This window comes from Rhizobium sp. BK650 (assembly GCF_014195325.1).
Classification (GTDB): Bacteria; Pseudomonadota; Alphaproteobacteria; order Rhizobiales; family Rhizobiaceae; genus Rhizobium.
Genome location: NZ_JACIBK010000004.1, coordinates 324,636 through 340,256, shown reverse-complemented (window position 1 = coordinate 340,256; position 15,621 = coordinate 324,636). Strand labels below are relative to the sequence as shown.

The following is a 15,621-nucleotide window of genomic DNA, read 5'->3' as shown; positions in this document are numbered from 1 at the left end:
CGGCTTATTTCAGCGTATATATAAGTGTCGGACATATCGGGGAGAAATTCACCCATGATAAAAATCGCTCTTGCCCTTGCGCTCGTGCTGGCCGCCTCGCCGGCGCTTGCGATCTCGCGCTACAATCCGCTTGCCATGAGCTGCCAGAGCGTGCGGGCAGCGATCCACAACCAAGGCGCCGTGATCTTTCGCTACACTTCGCCGCGCGGCCTTCCTCTCTACGACCGCTATGTCCGCAACAGCAACTATTGCGATGCGACCGACTATGCGGAATGGACCACCATTCCGTCCAAGGACAATCCAAGGTGTCGCGTGCTGAACTGCCAGAACATCGACAACCTTGACGGGATGTTCTTCATTCCACACTACAGCCTATAATCCGGAAGTCATTCGAAACCGTGAATATTATCGATCCTTTCGCACCCGCGAAAGGATCGATATTCAATTTACGGCTACAAAAATCTGTAAAATATCGCCTGGTTGTGAATTTATAATCATTTCAAAACTATGGAATAATCTCTATATTTCAGCATCATAGGATTGGAGATATTTTCTCTCTTCCGCATAACTTCACCTTTCATGCATAATTTGATCATGATATGTTCACGTATTCATTAGAAACATCTCATAGTTGAGTGAGCCGGCCGTAATTGAACGTATTTCGAGCGCACGCAGAAATTGCCACAACGATGAGCAATTGTTCACTCGTTTGATCCATGGTATTCAAATTCGAAGATGCGGAGTACCTCTTCAGATTAAATAGCACAGATACAGGTTGTCATTTCAAAGCAGTTCTAGACGGGAAGGCTGTGATGCTTTCCAACATTTTGCTGCGCTGCTTCCGGATCATCCATCTTGGCCTTTGATGTCGTTCTTCTCGTTCTTTTCGGTGCTCTTCTGCATGCGACATGGAATGCCATCATCAAAGCGGGCGCGGACAAGTCGCTCGATGCGGCACTAATCTCTGCAGGCGGCGCGGTCGCCTCGCTACCTTTTCTTCCGCTGCTTCCCCTGCCGCAACCGCAAGCCTGGCCCTTCATCGGCGCCTCCGCCATCCTCCAATTCATCTATTTTCAGCTGGTTGCCGCCGCTTACAGAGCCGGCGACATCGGTCTTGTCTATCCGCTGATGCGTGGCGCCGCGCCGCTGCTCATCGTCGCTACCAGCGGCTTCATTCTCGGAGAGCAGCTGCCTGACGGCGCATTGATCGGCACCATGACGATCTGCGCCGGCATTCTCACGCTCGCCTTCGAGGCACGCCACGGCAGCCGCCACGCGGTCGGACTGGCCCTCATCAATGCCTGCGTGATCGCAACTTATACCTATGTGGACGGGATCGGCGCCCGGCTTTCCACCAATGCGGTTTCCTATACGCTATGGATGTCGCTGCTGCCGCCGGTCCTGCTCTTTTCCTGGGCGCTCTCGCAGCGCGGTCTGCTGACCGTCGTCAAGCATGTCCGGCGCAACTGGTGGCGCGGACTGATCGGCGGCGCAGGCTCGATTGCCTCCTACGGGCTGGCGCTCTGGGCCATGACGAAGGCTCCGGTCGCGGCCGTTGCAGCGCTGCGGGAAACCGCCATCCTATTTGCGCTTGTGATCTCGGTCACGGTGCTGAAGGAGAAGGCCAGCGTCTGGCGTTACCTCGCCGGCGTTATCATAGCGACCGGCGGGCTGATCCTGAAACTTGCCTGATCACTCGCCCTTCCATTCGGGCGTACGCTTTGCGAGAAAGGCGCCGATGCCCTCCTGCGCATCGCCTGTTAGCATACTGTCGACCATGACGCTTGCAGCATAATCATAGGCTTCCGCCACCGGCATTTCGAGCTGCGTGTAGAAGGCTTCCTTGCCGATCCTGAGCGCCTGCGGCGACTTCGAGGTGATGATGGACGCGTATTTGCTGACCACCTGCGTGAGATACTGTTTCGGCACGATACGGTTGACGAGGCCGAAATCCTTTGCAGTCGAGGCATCGATCGTCTCTCCGGTCAGCAGCATCTCCATCGCCTGCTTGCGGTGGGCGGCGCGCGAGACGGCCACAGCCGGCGTCGAGCAGAAAAGACCGATATTGACGCCCGGCGTGCAGAAGGTGGACGTATCCGTGCAGATCGCAAGATCGCAACTTGCGACAAGCTGACAGCCCGCTGCCGTCGCCAATCCGTCGATCTCGGCAATGACTGGCTTCGGCAGGCGATTGATCTCCAGCATCAGATCGGCGGCAAGCGCGAAGCTCTCCTCGAAAAAGGCAACGCCATCGTCATCGTCGGCGCGATGGGCCGTCAGTTCCTTGAGGTCGTGGCCTGCGGAAAAGACATTGCCGGTCGAAGCGATGACGACGACGCGTATATCCTCGTCGCCGGCCGCGCCCTGCAGCTCGCCCATAAGCGTTTCCATAACGGATAAAGACAGGGCATTGGCGGGAGGATTATTGAGCGTCAGGCGCAATATGCCGTCTGCCAGCTGGCGGAGAACGAGGTCACCGTCGCCTGCGCTGTTTGGGTCCTTGCGAAAAGATACGATCTCGGCCATGGCGTTCCCTGCTCTGTCTGTGTTCGGTTCTTGTGCCACAGGGGAGCGGCAATTTCGAGCCGAATACGGCGCGAGGGCACTCTAAAGGGTAAAACTTCGGCATTTCAGGAGCATTAAATTGAGGTATCACAATACCCCATACTTAAGTCATTGTTTTCATTTTCTCTATTTTTCCAACCGCCAAGATGGCTCATATTGACCTCATAAGCGATTGAAGTTATAAGCCGCGCCGGAAATGCAGCCTTTCGGGGCTGCTTTCTTTTTGGTCTGCCTTACTGCCGACCAAAGCCAAGCAACAAGAAACGCCCCTCGCCTTCGGGCATGGGGATCCAAGAAAGAGTGACAATTATGGCAACCTTCTCCCAGAAGCCTGCAGAGGTGGAGAAGAAGTGGGTCGTCATCGACGCCGAAGGGCTCGTCGTTGGCCGTCTCGCTTCTGTTATCGCTATGCGTCTGCGCGGCAAGCACAAGGCAACTTTCACGCCTCACGTTGACGACGGCGACAACGTTATCGTCATCAACGCTGAAAAGGTCGTTTTCACCGGCAAGAAGTATTCCGACAAGGTTTACTACTGGCACACCGGTTATGCAGGCGGCATCAAGGAACGTACGGCTCGCCAGATCATCGAAGGTCGCTTTCCGGAGCGCGTCCTCGAGAAGGCTGTTGAGCGCATGGTTCCGCGCGGCCCGCTCGGCCGTCGCCAGATGAAGAACCTGCGTGTTTACGCGGGCCCGAACCATCCCCACGAAGCGCAGCAGCCGACCGTCCTCGACGTCGCATCGCTGAACAAGAAGAACGTAAGGAGCGCCTGATAAATGGCTGACCTCTCCTCCCTGAAAGATCTCGGCACGTCGTCGGAAGCCGCTGTTGCTGCTCCGGTTCACGTCCGCAAGGTCGATTCGCTTGGCCGCTCCTACGCGACCGGCAAGCGTAAGGACGCCGTCGCCCGCGTTTGGGTCAAGGCCGGCTCCGGCAAGATCATCGTCAACGGCAAGGACTTCACGGCTTACTTCGCCCGTCCGGTTCTGCAGATGATCCTGCGCCAGCCGATCGTTGCGGCTGCCCGTGACGGCCAGTTCGACATCGTTGCAACCGTTGCCGGCGGCGGCCTCTCCGGCCAGGCCGGTGCCGTTCGCCACGGCCTGTCCAAGGCCCTCACCTACTTCGAACCGGGCCTGCGCTCGGTCCTGAAGAAGGGTGGCTTCCTGACCCGCGACAGCCGCGTGGTCGAACGTAAGAAGTACGGCAAGGCCAAGGCCCGTCGTTCGTTCCAGTTCTCGAAGCGCTAATCGCTTTTTCGATATGCTTTCGTGGAAAGGCCGGGTTTTCGCCCGGCCTTTTCTCTTTACTCAGGCTTGTTGAAGAAGGCTTCCAGCCGATAGCCGTCCGGATCGATGACGAAGGCTGCATAATAGAACTGTCCGTAATCCGGACGGATGCCCGGCGGGCCATTATCCTCGCCGCCGTTAGCAAGCGCTGCGGCGTGGAAGGCTTTCACGGCTTCTTCGCTCGTGGCGACGAAGCAGAAATGCAGGCCCGAGCCGCGATCGGCGGGCACCGGGCGCTCCACTTCACTCACCCAGAAGGCAGGCCTCTCGGCGCCGTATCCCATTGTTCCATCGAAATTCGACAGACGCTCGTAGCCGAGCGGCGCCAAGGCTGCATCATAGAACTGGCGCGATCTATCGAGGCTTCTGACCCCGATTGAAATGTGGTCGAACATTGCCTGTAGCTCCTTCCTGGTTCGGTCGGCGCAGCTTCTTGGAAGCGATTTGCGAAGTCAACGCGCAGCGCTCGCCTATTGTAGCCGGTGCCACCGGCTGCTACAGCGGGATCAGGTTTTTAAACCAGACAAGACAGGACCTGATATGGGAGCTACCCCGTCCGCAGACAGATAGGCCGCGACGACCTTTCGATGTTGTTGCGGCGTCTGTCCCATCAATCCAGCTCGCGATGAGACGGCAGACAGCCGCCGAATGAACTCATTCGACGGATGAAGACCTATGCCTTCCCAAAACAGGAACTGGACCTATTCCCAGCCGGCGGCACTGCTGCTTCTGGCACCCTTCGATATCCTGACCTCGCTTGCCATGGATATCTATCTGCCCGTCGTCCCAATGATGCCAGAAGCACTCGGCACGTCGGCGACGGTCGTTCAATTGACGCTCAGCCTTTACATGCTGATCCTCGGCGCCGGACAGATGCTCTTTGGCCCGCTCTCCGACCGCATTGGCCGGCGCCCGGTGCTGCTTGGCGGAGCGTTGCTTTTTGCCTTGTCGTCCCTTCTGCTTGCGGCAGGCTCTTCGGCCGGAGCGTTCGTCGCGCTGCGGCTGTTTCAGGCCGCCGGCGCTTCGGCTGCCCTCGTCGCGACCTTTGCCACGGTGCGCGACGTCTATGCCGAAAAGCCCGAAGGCGTCGTCATCTATAGCCTGCTCGGCGCGATCCTTTCCTTCGTGCCGGCATTCGGACCGGTAGCAGGCGCCATCATCGCCGATCATTCGGGATGGCGTGCCATCTTTCTGCTGCTCGGCGTATTGATGTTTGCAGCAATTATCAATGCGCTCAGGGGATGGCATGAGACGAGACCGAAAACCCCGTCGAATGCCAGGATCGATCCTCTGACGATCCTGAGCAACGCGGATTTCTGGACTTACACGATGGGCTTCAGCGCGGCGATGGGGGCGTTCTTCGTCTTCTTCTCCACCGCGCCGCGCGTGCTGATCGAACACGCTGGCTTTTCAGGCCTTGCCTTCAGTCTTTCTTTCGCTACAGCGGCAGCGGTAATGATCATGTCGGCCCGCTTCGCCGGACGCTTCGTCATGAGGTGGGGAACGGCCGGCAGTCTTGCCCGCGGCATGGGTCTGCTTCTTGCGGGCGCGCTGCTGCTCGGCATCGGCGAGGTGTTCCTTGCGCCTTCCTTCGTAAGCTTCGTCCTGCCTATGTGGATCATTGCCGTCGGTATCACGCTGACGACAGCCGTTACGGCAAACGGGGCGCTGGCGGCATTTGGCGAAACGGCGGGGACGGCGGTGGCGCTTTATTTCTGCGTTGAAAGCCTTGTCGTCGGCTGCGTCGGCACGCTCTTCGTGCTCTTTGCGGGCGGCGACACAGCCTGGCCGCTCGCCGGCTACTGCGCGGTGATGGGCACGATCACTCTGCTCGGCTTGCGGGCTATTCGCCTAAGAGGTTGAGGCTCCAAGGCGGCGGACGAGCTCCGCCGCCTTACCTTGCAATATGGCGACAGCTCGCCTACCCCTTCCTATTGAGACAAGGAACCTGAGCATGTCGACCACCCAGCCCTCACCCTTTGCAGCCACGCCCGAGCCACCCTATTACGTCGTGACCTTCTCCTCTATCCGCACGGAAGGAGACAATGGTTACGGCGCCATGGCCGACCGAATGGCGGAGCTGGCGCTGCAGCAGCCGGGCTGTCTCGGAGCAGAAAGCGCGCGGGATGCCGATGGCTTCGGCATCACCAATTCCTATTGGGCCGACGAGGAAAGCCTCACGGCGTGGAAACAGGTCGTCAGCCATCTGGCCGCCCAGCGGCTTGGTCGCGAGCGCTGGTACAAGCAATATAAGGTGCGCATTGCGCGGGTAGAACGTGCCTACGAATTTAGCGCAGAGGAAGGAGCCTTCCATGGCGAATAAGACCATCGACCATGCCTTCACGGGGCAGAACCTCACATCGGCTGCCTCCGACCCGACCTTTGCCGGCGCGCTTTCCTTCATGCGCCGCCGCTTCACCAAAGATCTGACCGGAGCCGATGCGGTCGTCTGGGGCATTCCTTTCGATGCGGCGACCTCCAACCGGCCGGGCACGCGCTTCGGGCCGCAGGCGATCCGACGGGCGTCGGCGATCTTCGACAATGACCCGCAATATCCGTTCCAGCGCGATCTCTTCGCCGAGATGGCCGTCATCGACTACGGCGACTGCCTGCTCGATTACGGCAACCATCAGGATACGCCCGCCGCCATAGAGCGGCAGGCGAACGCCATTCTCGACAGCGGCGCTTTCCTGCTGACCCTCGGCGGCGACCATTATGTCACCTGGCCGCTCCTGAAGGCGCATGTCGCGCGGCACGGCCCGCTGGCGCTCGTGCAGTTCGACGCGCATCAGGACACGTGGTTCGATGACGAGCGCCGCATCGACCACGGCTCCTTCGTGGCGCGTGCCGTGCGGGCCGGCCTCATCGATCCCGACCGGTCAATCCAGATCGGCATCCGGACCCATGCGCCCGAGGATTTCGGCATTCACATCCTCTACGGCCATCAGATCGAGGAGATGAGCGCGACAGAAATCGCTTCCGCGATCATCTCGCATACCAAGGGTTCGCCCGTCTATCTGACCTTCGATATAGACTGCCTGGACCCTGCCTTTGCGCCGGGTACCGGCACGCCCGTTGCCGGCGGCCCCTCCAGCGCGAAGATCCTCTCCGTGCTGCAGCGGCTGAAACAGCTCGATGTCAGAGGGGGCGATGTCGTCGAAGTCTCGCCGGCCTATGATCACGCCGACATCACCGCCATTGCGGGGGCGACGGTCGCAATGTATATGCTGGGCCTCCACGCCGAACGGCGTGCGACGGCAACTTGAATGCCGTTATCAAATTGATTCAACTTCATGGCAAACTGATTCCGCAAGCGATCCGAACCCACTGAAAGCAGGATTATCATGGCAGCAAAGATCTTCATCGATGGCGAAGCTGGAACGACGGGTCTGCAGATCCGCGAGCGTCTGGCGGAGCGTCGCGATCTTGAGCTGCTGTCGATCCCGAGCGAGAGCCGCAAGGACAAGGCAGTGCGCGCTGCCCTGCTCAACGAGGCCGATATCGCGATCCTCTGCCTGCCCGACGATGCCGCCAAGGAAAGCGTCAGCCTGATCGAGAACGACCGGACGAAGGTGATCGACGCTTCGACCGCGCATCGCGTCGCCGAAGGCTGGGCCTATGGCTTCCCGGAAATGACTAAGGACCAGGCCGGTATCGTCGCCTCGGCCAAGCGCGTCGCCAATCCCGGCTGCTGGCCGCAAGGTCCGATCGCCACGCTGCGCCCGCTGATCGAGGCGGGCCTCGTACCGGCCGACTTCCCGGTAACAGTCAACGGCATTTCCGGCTATACCGGCGGCGGACGCACCATGATCGAGGATTATGTTGCCAAGGGCGAGGACGCGCCAGAATACATGCCCTATGGCCTGACCTTCAAGCATAAGCATCTGCCGGAGCTGCAGCGTTATGCCAAGCTCGGACGCGTGCCGTTCTTCCAGCCGGTCGTCGGCAATTTCGCACAGGGCATGGTCGTGACCGTTCCGCTGCAACTCTCGCATCTGCCCAAGGTGCCGAAGGGCGCCGACCTGCACGCCGCCATCGCCGACTACTATGCCGGCATCAAGGGCTTCGTGGAGGTCGCTCCCTTCGGGGCGTCGGAGCGCACGCCGGAGCTCAACCCGGAAATCTACAACAATACCAATCGCATGCGCCTGCACGTCTTTGCCAATGACGATATCGGGCAGGCTCTGCTCGTCGCCGTCTATGACAATCTCGGCAAAGGCGCCTCGGGTGCAGCTGTGCAGAATATGGACCTGATGCTGGGCGTATAACGCCCAGCATCGACCTGTTGCCGGCGCTTGCGGCGTGTTCTCCTCGTCTGCAGTGGTCCCGATACGATTGCCCGCCTGCTATGAAAGCCGTACACTTCCCATGTGAGGGGAGCGAAATGGCGTCGGTTCTGATCGGCATCGCCATCATCGGAGGCACGACCGCAACCGTGCTTGCGGCCTATTACTTCATGTATCTGCTCATGGGCGGTGACCCGGGCGGACGCGACAGGGAGTTGGCGAGTTCTGTCATCACCCGCATCGCCGGCCTGCATGCGCTCATCCTTGCCCTCGTCTTTGCGCAGGAAATGATCGAATACCAGGCACTGCGAACGGAAAGCGCGGTGGAAAGCAATGCGGTCGGCGACATCTTTTACGATGCCGAGCGCTATGGTCCGGCGGCGCAGGCACCGATTCAGAAGGCGCTGAAAGACTATGTCCGTATCGTCATCGAGCAGGAATGGAGCGAACTGGGGCGAACCGGCGAACTCTCTTCGGCGGCCTGGGATCAATGGAACATCGCCTATCTGAAGATCCTCGAACTGGCCCCCGCCAATGCCAAGCCGGAGAGCCTGCGCAACCATATGCTCGAAGAGATCCATACCATTTCGGAATCCCGCGACCGGCGGGAAAACAGCGGCACCGACTCGATCAGCCTGATCTTCTGGTTTGCGGCGGTTTCGGGAGTGATCTTCACCGCCATCGGCTACTATCCCTACGCGCCCGACGGTCGCAACCTGCTGCTGCTATCGATCTTCGGGGTTTTTACCGGCATCATCCTCTTCTTCATCTATGCCTTTTCCAATCCCTACAGCCCGCCCGCCACGTTGTTCCCAACGGCTTTCGAGCGCTTGCAGGAGGAAATCCGCGGTCCTGATCCGTAAGTGCAAATGACCGGAGGATTTCACGCATACCTGTGCCGTCGTGCGCCACAGCAAAAGACTGTCGCTTTTCGCGGCGTTTTGCGGTAAAAGCGGCACGCTGTCAGCAAGGCCGTGCCGTTTGAAGGGTACGAGCTCCTGTTCCACGCCGATGGGAGGCACTCATGAAAACGATCCTGAGCAACCAAAAGACCAAGATCAACACTCAGGATATCCGTCTTCATGTCCAGTTTGCTTTCACGCGCGAGGAAACACCCGCCGCGTCTTAACCACAGCCTCTCAACCGCACAGCAAATAAACAACGGGGGCCAGCTGCGCCTGCGCAGGTTCCTATCCTATTTCCGGCCGCATCTTCGGCTGCTCATCGCCGATGTTGCCTGTGCCGTCGTCGTCGCTGCTGCCGCAGTTGCCTTGCCGCTCTGCGCCAACATCGTCATGAGCCATTTTATCGAGCTCAAGGATACGGCTACGGCCTATTGGCAGATATTGGGTATGGGTAGCGTAATGCTGGCCATCGTGGCGATCGAGACGGGCGCGATCTTCTTTGTCGATTATCGCGGCCACATGATGGGCGCCCATATCGAGGCAAATATTCGGCAGGAACTGTTCGATCACTGCCAGAAGCTCTCCTTCGGCTTCTACGACCGGCACCGCACCGGCCAATTGATGAGCCGCATCGTCGGCGACTCCTTCTGGCTTGGCGAACTTTTCCATCATGGGCCGGAAGACCTGCTGATCGCGATCCTCAAATATAGCGGAGCGATGGCGGTTCTATTCTTCATCGATCTCCAGCTTGCGTTTTTGATCCTTCTCCTGACCCCTTTTGCCGTGGCTTATGCGCTGCATTTCAACCGGCGCATGAGTCGCGCCCTCGAGACGAGCAAACAGGAGATCGCCGCGGTCAATGAAAGGGTCGAGGATGCGCTGGCCGGCATCCGCGTCGTCCAGTCGTTCGCCAATGAAGATCTGGAGCGGAGGCGCTTCGCCGCGCTGAACAGGCGCTTCCTTCAGAGCCGCGCCGACGGTTATCGCAGCGAAGCCTGGTTCTCCGCCGGCGCCGAGACCTTCGCCCAGATCATCACGCTTCTGGTCGTCATCCTTGGCGGACTGCGCATCCTTGCGGCGGAACTCACCATTGCCGATCTCCTGACCTTCCTGCTCTGCGTCGGGGTTCTCGTCGATCCGGTCAAACGCATGGCGAACCTCGCACGGCTCTGGCAGGAGGGCTATACCGGCTTCGTGAGAGCGATGGAGATCCTGGAAATCGACCCTGACGTGGTGGATCGCCCCTCGGCCAGTGAATTGCGAACGCCAAAAGGAGAGATACGGCTCTCGAATGTCGATTTCAGCTATGGGGACGGAGCGGATGTGCTGAACAACCTGTCGCTGACCATCCGGCCAGGCGAATTCGTCGCCCTCGTCGGCCCGTCGGGCGTCGGCAAGAGTACGCTTTGCGCATTGCTTCCCCGTTTCTACGACGTCACCGGAGGTTCGATCGAAATCGACGGCATCGACATCCGCGACGTGACGCTTGCCTCGCTGCGCCGGCACCTCGGCGTGGTGCAGCAGGATGTCTATCTCTTCGCCGGTACGGTTGCGGACAACCTGCGCTACGGACGCCCGGATGCGACGGACGATGAGGTGGAAGCTGCAGCCCGTGCTGCCCATGCGCATGATTTCATCATGGCACTGCCGCAGGGCTATCAGACCGATATCGGCCAACGTGGGGTCAAACTGTCGGGCGGGCAGCGGCAGCGGCTGACGATTGCCCGCGCTTTCCTCAAGAATCCCGCCATCCTCATTTTCGATGAGGCGACCAGCGCGCTCGACAATGAAAGCGAGCGGGCGGTGCAGCAGGCCTTCCTGACCCTTGCCAGGGGGCGCACGACACTCGTCATCGCGCACCGCCTTTCGACGATCCGCCACGCCGACCGCATTCTCGTGCTCACCGGAGACGGTATCGTCGAAGAAGGCAATCATGACAGGCTAATGGAGAGCGGCGGCATCTATGCCAATCTCTACGGGCTGCAGGCAAGCATCTGAGGTTTGCGGGCGAGAGTTGCGGAAACAGTTCGACAGACAGGATTCGAACTGTTCCGCAGATCCAGCGACCCTATCTCTCGTCAAGCCAAAGGAGGGACACTATGACAGTGCTGCGCATCGTGCCGAACATTGCCACCGCTTCGATCGAAGAGGTACGGAATTTCTATTCCGGCCTGTTCGATCTTGAGGTGGTGATGGATCACGGCTGGATCGTCACCCTTGCGTCCGACCTGCGAGCCATCGCCCAGATCGGCATCGCAACGGAAGGCGGATCGGGAACCGCAGTCCCCGACGTTTCGATCGAGGTCGACGATGTGGATGAGGTGCATCGGCGCGCCGTGGCAGGTGGGCACGAGGTCTTGTATGGCCCGACCGACGAGCCTTGGGGCGTACGGCGCTTCTTCATTCGCGACCCTACCGGAAAGCTATTGAATATACTCTCTCACGCAGTTTGATTCGGCCCCTCACAACGCGGGGACGATCATTGAGATACCTGCGAAAGCTTCTATTCTGGTCGGCGACGCACATATGAACTGCTTTCATTGAGAATTCTCGATACCGACCGGAACACGACATGAATATGTTAGACCGCCCGGACTTGAGCGACATTCGTCAAGGTGACTGGGTAGACCGCCTGCTACCAGGTGCATGGCGGCCATATACGAGACTCGCGCGACTGGATCGCCCAGTCGGAATATGGCTGACGTTGTTTCCATGCTGGGCGGCGCTGTTTCAGGCGGCGCATGGCTTGCCTAATATCCAGCAGCTAGCCGTCTTCACCCTTGGCGCCCTGCTGATGAGAAGTGCCGGTTCTACGATTAACGACATTGCCGACCGGAAATTTGATGGTCATGTCGAGCGGACCCGTTTTCGACCACTGGCAAGTGGGCGGATTGGCGTCCGTCAGGCGTTGACTTTTCTGGCCATCGAACTCGCCTTGGCAGCATCTCTCCTGCTGTTTCTGACGCCCTATACCCGGCTCGTCGCCCTATGCGTCGTGCCGCTCGTGTTCGTCTATCCGTTCTGCAAGCGCTTTACCCATTGGCCGCAGGCGGTGCTGGGCGCGGCGTTTAACTGGGGCATGCTCATGGCCTGGGCTGAACTTACCGGCCATATCCCCGCTGGAGCCGTCGTCATGTGGGCCGGAACTATCGCGTGGCAGATCGGCTACGATACCGTCTACGCCTATGTCGACGTGAAAGACGATAAGCAGCTCCGATTGAAATCGACGGCGATCCTGTTCGGCCGGCACGGCAAGCTGATCGTCGGCCTCTTTTACGCAGTCGCCATCCTCGCGTGGTCGCTGGGAGGCTGGCTGACGGGCATGTCCTTGGCCTACGCGTTTGGAATGCTCGTCATAGCTATGCATCTCGCTTGGCAGACCACGCGAATCAACCTTGCCCGCCCAGATGTGAACTACCGCTTGTTCCTGGCGAATATCCTCACCGGTCTATTGCTGGCAATTTCGGCCCTTGCCGGAAGCTGGTAGCTTATGCGCTCAATAGGTGCACGGGCGATTGTCGCTGGGGCGGAAACCGCCGGCACAGGCCGGGTTCAGGGACGTATCCTCGCCGTAGTCGTATCGTCCCGTCGATGTGCAGCCCGAGACGGTCGCGGAAACCGCAATCAGCACGCCGGCCATCACGAACGTGCGAAATCTGTTCATCTGAACACCCCCTTCACAGGATCGCCCAGACGCGAGTTTAGCATGTCAAGGCGAAGCGGCGCGATGACTATCACATTGGTATCGTTCACACTTCCGCGACCCAGCGGGAACTGGTTCTGCTCAGTCGCGCTCGGCGATGACAGTTGTGCGGGGATACTCGCCGTAAAAGCCGCGCCAGTTAGCGACGGCGAAGCCGAAGACCACGAGGGCACCGGCCTGATGCAGCAGCCCCCAGTGCAAGGGCACCTCGAGCAGCAGCGTGGTAATGCCGATAGCCGCCTGGATCGTGACGAGCGCGAAGAGCACGACGGCCCGGCGCGCGTGGGTGGTCCAAGATGCAGCGCGCAACGCAATCACCAGGTTGACGAGCGCCAGCGTGAAAAGCGTATAGGCGCCGAGGCGGTGGACGAACTGCACCGTCTTCGGATTCTCGAATAGATTGATCCAGAACGGCTGCTGGATGAAGAGGTCACCGGGCACGACGGCGCCATCCATCAGCGGCCAGGTGTTATAGGTGAATCCGGCGTCGAGGCCTGCGACCAGCGCGCCGAGATAGATCTGGAAGAGCGAGAAGATGGCGATCGCTGCCGCCCAGCGATGGGAATTCTTGGTAGGCGCCGGATCGTCGGAATGCGGCGAGAGTCCGCGCATGATCCACATGCAGGATGCGAAGATGAGGCAGGCCATGACGAGATGGGTGGCGAGGCGGTACTGGCTAACGTCGGTGCGTACTGCAAGGCCGGACGAAACCATCCACCAGCCGATGAAGCCCTGCAGGCCACCCAACGCCAGGATGCCGACAAGCGGCCAGCGCAGACGTCTTTCTATCCGGCCCGTCGCCCAGAAAAAGATGAGCGGCAGCGCGAAGATGACGCCGATGCCGCGTGCAATCAGCCGGTGTGCCCATTCCCACCAGAAGATGCTCTTGAACTGATCTACCGTCATGTCACTGTTCAATTGCTGGAACTCGGGAATACGCTGGTAGAGCTTGAATTCTTCTTCCCATTCGGCCGCGTTCAACGGTGGAATGACACCGTGAATCGGCTTCCACTCAGTAATGGAGAGACCGGAATTGGTAAGCCGCGTTGCGCCTCCCACGAGCACAAGACAGAAGAGCGCCAGCAACACAAAGCCAAGCCAGATGCGAACCGCGCGGCGGTTGTTGTTCTGCCTGCGCACCTCAGTGCGAATCGCCTGCTCCGGGCTCAGGTTCGCGACGACCATGATCTCTCCTTTTATCCGGCAGTTGATTTGCCCCACCGGCTGATGCAAAACAAGCCCCGAACCTTTGCGGCATGCCGTCGCGCCGGCTCAGTCCCATTCGTTCGGAAGCTATATGATGCCCGTCCGCCTTCGCAAATTCATCGGCACGATCCTGATTATCGTTCTCGTGCTCTTCTATGCGGTTCTGGCAAACACGATTGCGGTCGCCACACTCGGCAACGCGCCCTGGTGGGGTCATCTGCTTTATTTCCTGCTGACCGGCCTGCTCTGGGTGCTGCCGGCTATGGTCATCATCAAATGGATGGCCGGACCGAAACAGCAATAGGACCTGTTAACGGCGGGATAACCCTGATTGTCGAAAACCTCGCCCTGACGCGGCGGTTAAACCAAATATACGCCTGCCCGCTCTAGCTTCCTCTGCAGCAATCTCTCGATCGGAGAAAGACCCGTGCAGACGCAGAGGCTCGATGTCCTTGAGCAAAAATTCGACGCTGTGGCGCAAGCCGAAGCCGGCATTTCGCGGCTGCGGCAACTCAGCGCGAAACTCGCCCTAGCCGAACTCGCTATCGAGCTTTTCGACAGGATGGAGCCGCTCGAAGAGGAATGGCGTGCACTGGAGCGCGACAATCTTTCCTCGCTGCATCAGAGCTACGATTGGTGCGCAGCCTGGGTTGCGGCTTTCCGCCGTCCGCTCGCCATCCTGCGCGGAAGGAGCGGTGACCAGACCGCCTTTATCCTGCCGGTGGAAATCGTCGTCTCGCGCGGCATACGGATCGCCAAATTCATCGGCGCCGACCACAGCAACATTAATACCGGCCTTGTCTCGCACGCCTTTGCCGAAAACAGCAATGGTGTCGACAGCCATCACCTTGCCGCCCAGCTTCATGCAGCATTCGCCGGCAAGACCGACCTGCTTCTCTTGCAGAATATCCCCCTGGAATGGCGCGGCCGACCCAACATGCTCTCGGGCCTGCCCATGGTGCAGAACCAGAACCACGCCTATCAGCTTCCGCTCCTCGAAACGTTCGACAAGACGCTGCAGCAGCTGAATGCCAAGAGCCGGCGCAAGAAATTCCGCTCGCAGAGCCGACGGCTGGAGGCAGTCGGCGGCTTCGACTATATCGTGCCGGAAACCTCGGCGGAGCAACACGAACTGCTTAATATGTTCTTCCGCCTGAAAAGCGCCCGCTTCGCCTCGCTCGGACTGCCCGATGTCTTTGCGGATGCGGAGACCAAGGCCTTCCTGCACGGGCTGATCGACAAGCGGAATGGCGATAATTTCGGCCTGCAGATGCGCGCCCTTCGCCTGAGGGGCGATTATGAGGGGCGCATTGCCGCGCTATCGGGACTTTCCCGCAAGGGCGACCATGTCATCTGCCAGTTCGGCGCGATCGACGAGGATCTGATTGCCGATACAAGCCCCGGCGAATTCCTCTTTTGGCAAATGATCGCAAGCCTGCACGGCAAGGGGGTCGCGCTCTTTGATTTCGGACTTGGCGACCAGACCTACAAACGCTCCTGGGCGCCGGTCGAAACCGATCATTACGATGTGGTTTTGCCGATCTCCGGCATCGGCATCGCAGCCGGCATGGCGCACCGGGTGATCACCCGTGGCAAGGCCTTCATCAAGGCCCGCCCCGGTCTCTACAAATTCGCCCAGAACATCCGGGCAAAGCTCGGCTGAAGA

18 protein-coding genes are annotated in these 15,621 nt (G+C 59.6%); 14 read left to right on the top strand and 4 right to left on the bottom strand.

Annotated features, from left to right (window positions below):
• The first annotated feature begins 54 nt into the window (after window positions 1–54).
• Window positions 55–378: a hypothetical protein gene (locus FHX15_RS13480; RefSeq protein ID WP_184397808.1), complete on the top strand. Its 324-nt coding sequence runs from the start codon at window positions 55–57 to the stop codon at window positions 376–378.
• A gap of 477 nt (window positions 379–855) precedes the next feature.
• Window positions 856–1,692, top strand: a complete 837-nt coding sequence (locus tag FHX15_RS13475; RefSeq protein WP_184397807.1) for an EamA family transporter — start codon at window positions 856–858, stop codon at window positions 1,690–1,692.
• Here the strand turns inward: FHX15_RS13475 and FHX15_RS13470 are convergent, their stop codons facing one another.
• Window positions 1,693–2,526: an enoyl-CoA hydratase gene (locus FHX15_RS13470; RefSeq protein ID WP_184397806.1), complete on the bottom strand. Its 834-nt coding sequence runs from the start codon at window positions 2,524–2,526 to the stop codon at window positions 1,693–1,695.
• Between the two features lie 348 nt (window positions 2,527–2,874).
• Between FHX15_RS13470 and rplM the strand changes: the two genes are divergently transcribed.
• A complete protein-coding gene (gene rplM / locus FHX15_RS13465; protein WP_184397805.1) occupies window positions 2,875–3,339 on the top strand; it encodes a 50S ribosomal protein L13 in 465 nt (154 codons plus the stop codon).
• 3 nt (window positions 3,340–3,342) lie between these two features.
• Complete coding sequence (gene rpsI, locus FHX15_RS13460; protein ID WP_184397804.1) at window positions 3,343–3,816, top strand: 30S ribosomal protein S9; 474 nt, start codon at window positions 3,343–3,345, stop codon at window positions 3,814–3,816.
• Window positions 3,817–3,872: 56 nt separating this feature from the next.
• Here rpsI and FHX15_RS13455 read toward each other — a convergent pair whose 3' ends face one another.
• A complete protein-coding gene (locus FHX15_RS13455) occupies window positions 3,873–4,250 on the bottom strand; it encodes a VOC family protein (RefSeq protein ID WP_184397803.1) in 378 nt (125 codons plus the stop codon).
• 280 nt (window positions 4,251–4,530) lie between these two features.
• Here FHX15_RS13455 and cml point away from each other — a divergent pair, with 280 nt between their 5' ends.
• From cml to ubiA, 8 genes are all read left to right on the top strand, one after another.
• Window positions 4,531–5,718: a CmlA/FloR family chloramphenicol efflux MFS transporter gene (gene cml, locus FHX15_RS13450; RefSeq protein WP_184397802.1), complete on the top strand. Its 1,188-nt coding sequence runs from the start codon at window positions 4,531–4,533 to the stop codon at window positions 5,716–5,718.
• Window positions 5,719–5,809: 91 nt separating this feature from the next.
• A complete protein-coding gene (locus FHX15_RS13445; protein ID WP_184397801.1) occupies window positions 5,810–6,178 on the top strand; it encodes an antibiotic biosynthesis monooxygenase in 369 nt (122 codons plus the stop codon).
• Window positions 6,168–7,121: an agmatinase gene (gene speB / locus FHX15_RS13440; RefSeq protein WP_184397800.1), complete on the top strand. Its 954-nt coding sequence runs from the start codon at window positions 6,168–6,170 to the stop codon at window positions 7,119–7,121. The genes FHX15_RS13445 and speB overlap by 11 nt, the downstream gene beginning before the upstream one ends.
• A gap of 78 nt (window positions 7,122–7,199) precedes the next feature.
• Entirely contained in the window at window positions 7,200–8,123 is a 924-nt protein-coding gene (gene argC / locus FHX15_RS13435) for an N-acetyl-gamma-glutamyl-phosphate reductase (RefSeq protein WP_184397799.1), read from the top strand.
• 116 nt (window positions 8,124–8,239) lie between these two features.
• Window positions 8,240–9,004, top strand: coding sequence for a hypothetical protein (locus tag FHX15_RS13430; protein WP_184397798.1), 765 nt, complete (start codon window positions 8,240–8,242; stop codon window positions 9,002–9,004).
• Window positions 9,005–9,319: 315 nt separating this feature from the next.
• Entirely contained in the window at window positions 9,320–11,044 is a 1,725-nt protein-coding gene (locus FHX15_RS13425) for an ABC transporter ATP-binding protein (protein WP_184397922.1), read from the top strand.
• A gap of 101 nt (window positions 11,045–11,145) precedes the next feature.
• Entirely contained in the window at window positions 11,146–11,499 is a 354-nt protein-coding gene (locus FHX15_RS13420; RefSeq protein ID WP_184397797.1) for a VOC family protein, read from the top strand.
• 119 nt (window positions 11,500–11,618) lie between these two features.
• On the top strand, window positions 11,619–12,533 hold the full coding sequence (gene ubiA / locus FHX15_RS13415; RefSeq protein WP_184397796.1) for a 4-hydroxybenzoate octaprenyltransferase: 915 nt from the start codon (window positions 11,619–11,621) through the stop codon (window positions 12,531–12,533).
• Window positions 12,534–12,542: 9 nt separating this feature from the next.
• Here the strand turns inward: ubiA and FHX15_RS13410 are convergent, their stop codons facing one another.
• Window positions 12,543–12,710: a hypothetical protein gene (locus FHX15_RS13410; RefSeq protein ID WP_184397795.1), complete on the bottom strand. Its 168-nt coding sequence runs from the start codon at window positions 12,708–12,710 to the stop codon at window positions 12,543–12,545.
• Between the two features lie 120 nt (window positions 12,711–12,830).
• A complete protein-coding gene (locus FHX15_RS13405; protein ID WP_184397794.1) occupies window positions 12,831–13,934 on the bottom strand; it encodes a COX15/CtaA family protein in 1,104 nt (367 codons plus the stop codon).
• A 115-nt stretch (window positions 13,935–14,049) separates the two neighbouring features.
• Between FHX15_RS13405 and FHX15_RS13400 the strand changes: the two genes are divergently transcribed.
• Complete coding sequence (locus FHX15_RS13400; protein WP_184397920.1) at window positions 14,050–14,259, top strand: DUF2842 domain-containing protein; 210 nt, start codon at window positions 14,050–14,052, stop codon at window positions 14,257–14,259.
• Between the two features lie 123 nt (window positions 14,260–14,382).
• On the top strand, window positions 14,383–15,618 hold the full coding sequence (locus FHX15_RS13395) for a GNAT family N-acetyltransferase (RefSeq protein ID WP_184397792.1): 1,236 nt from the start codon (window positions 14,383–14,385) through the stop codon (window positions 15,616–15,618).
• The last annotated feature ends 3 nt before the right edge of the window (window positions 15,619–15,621 follow it).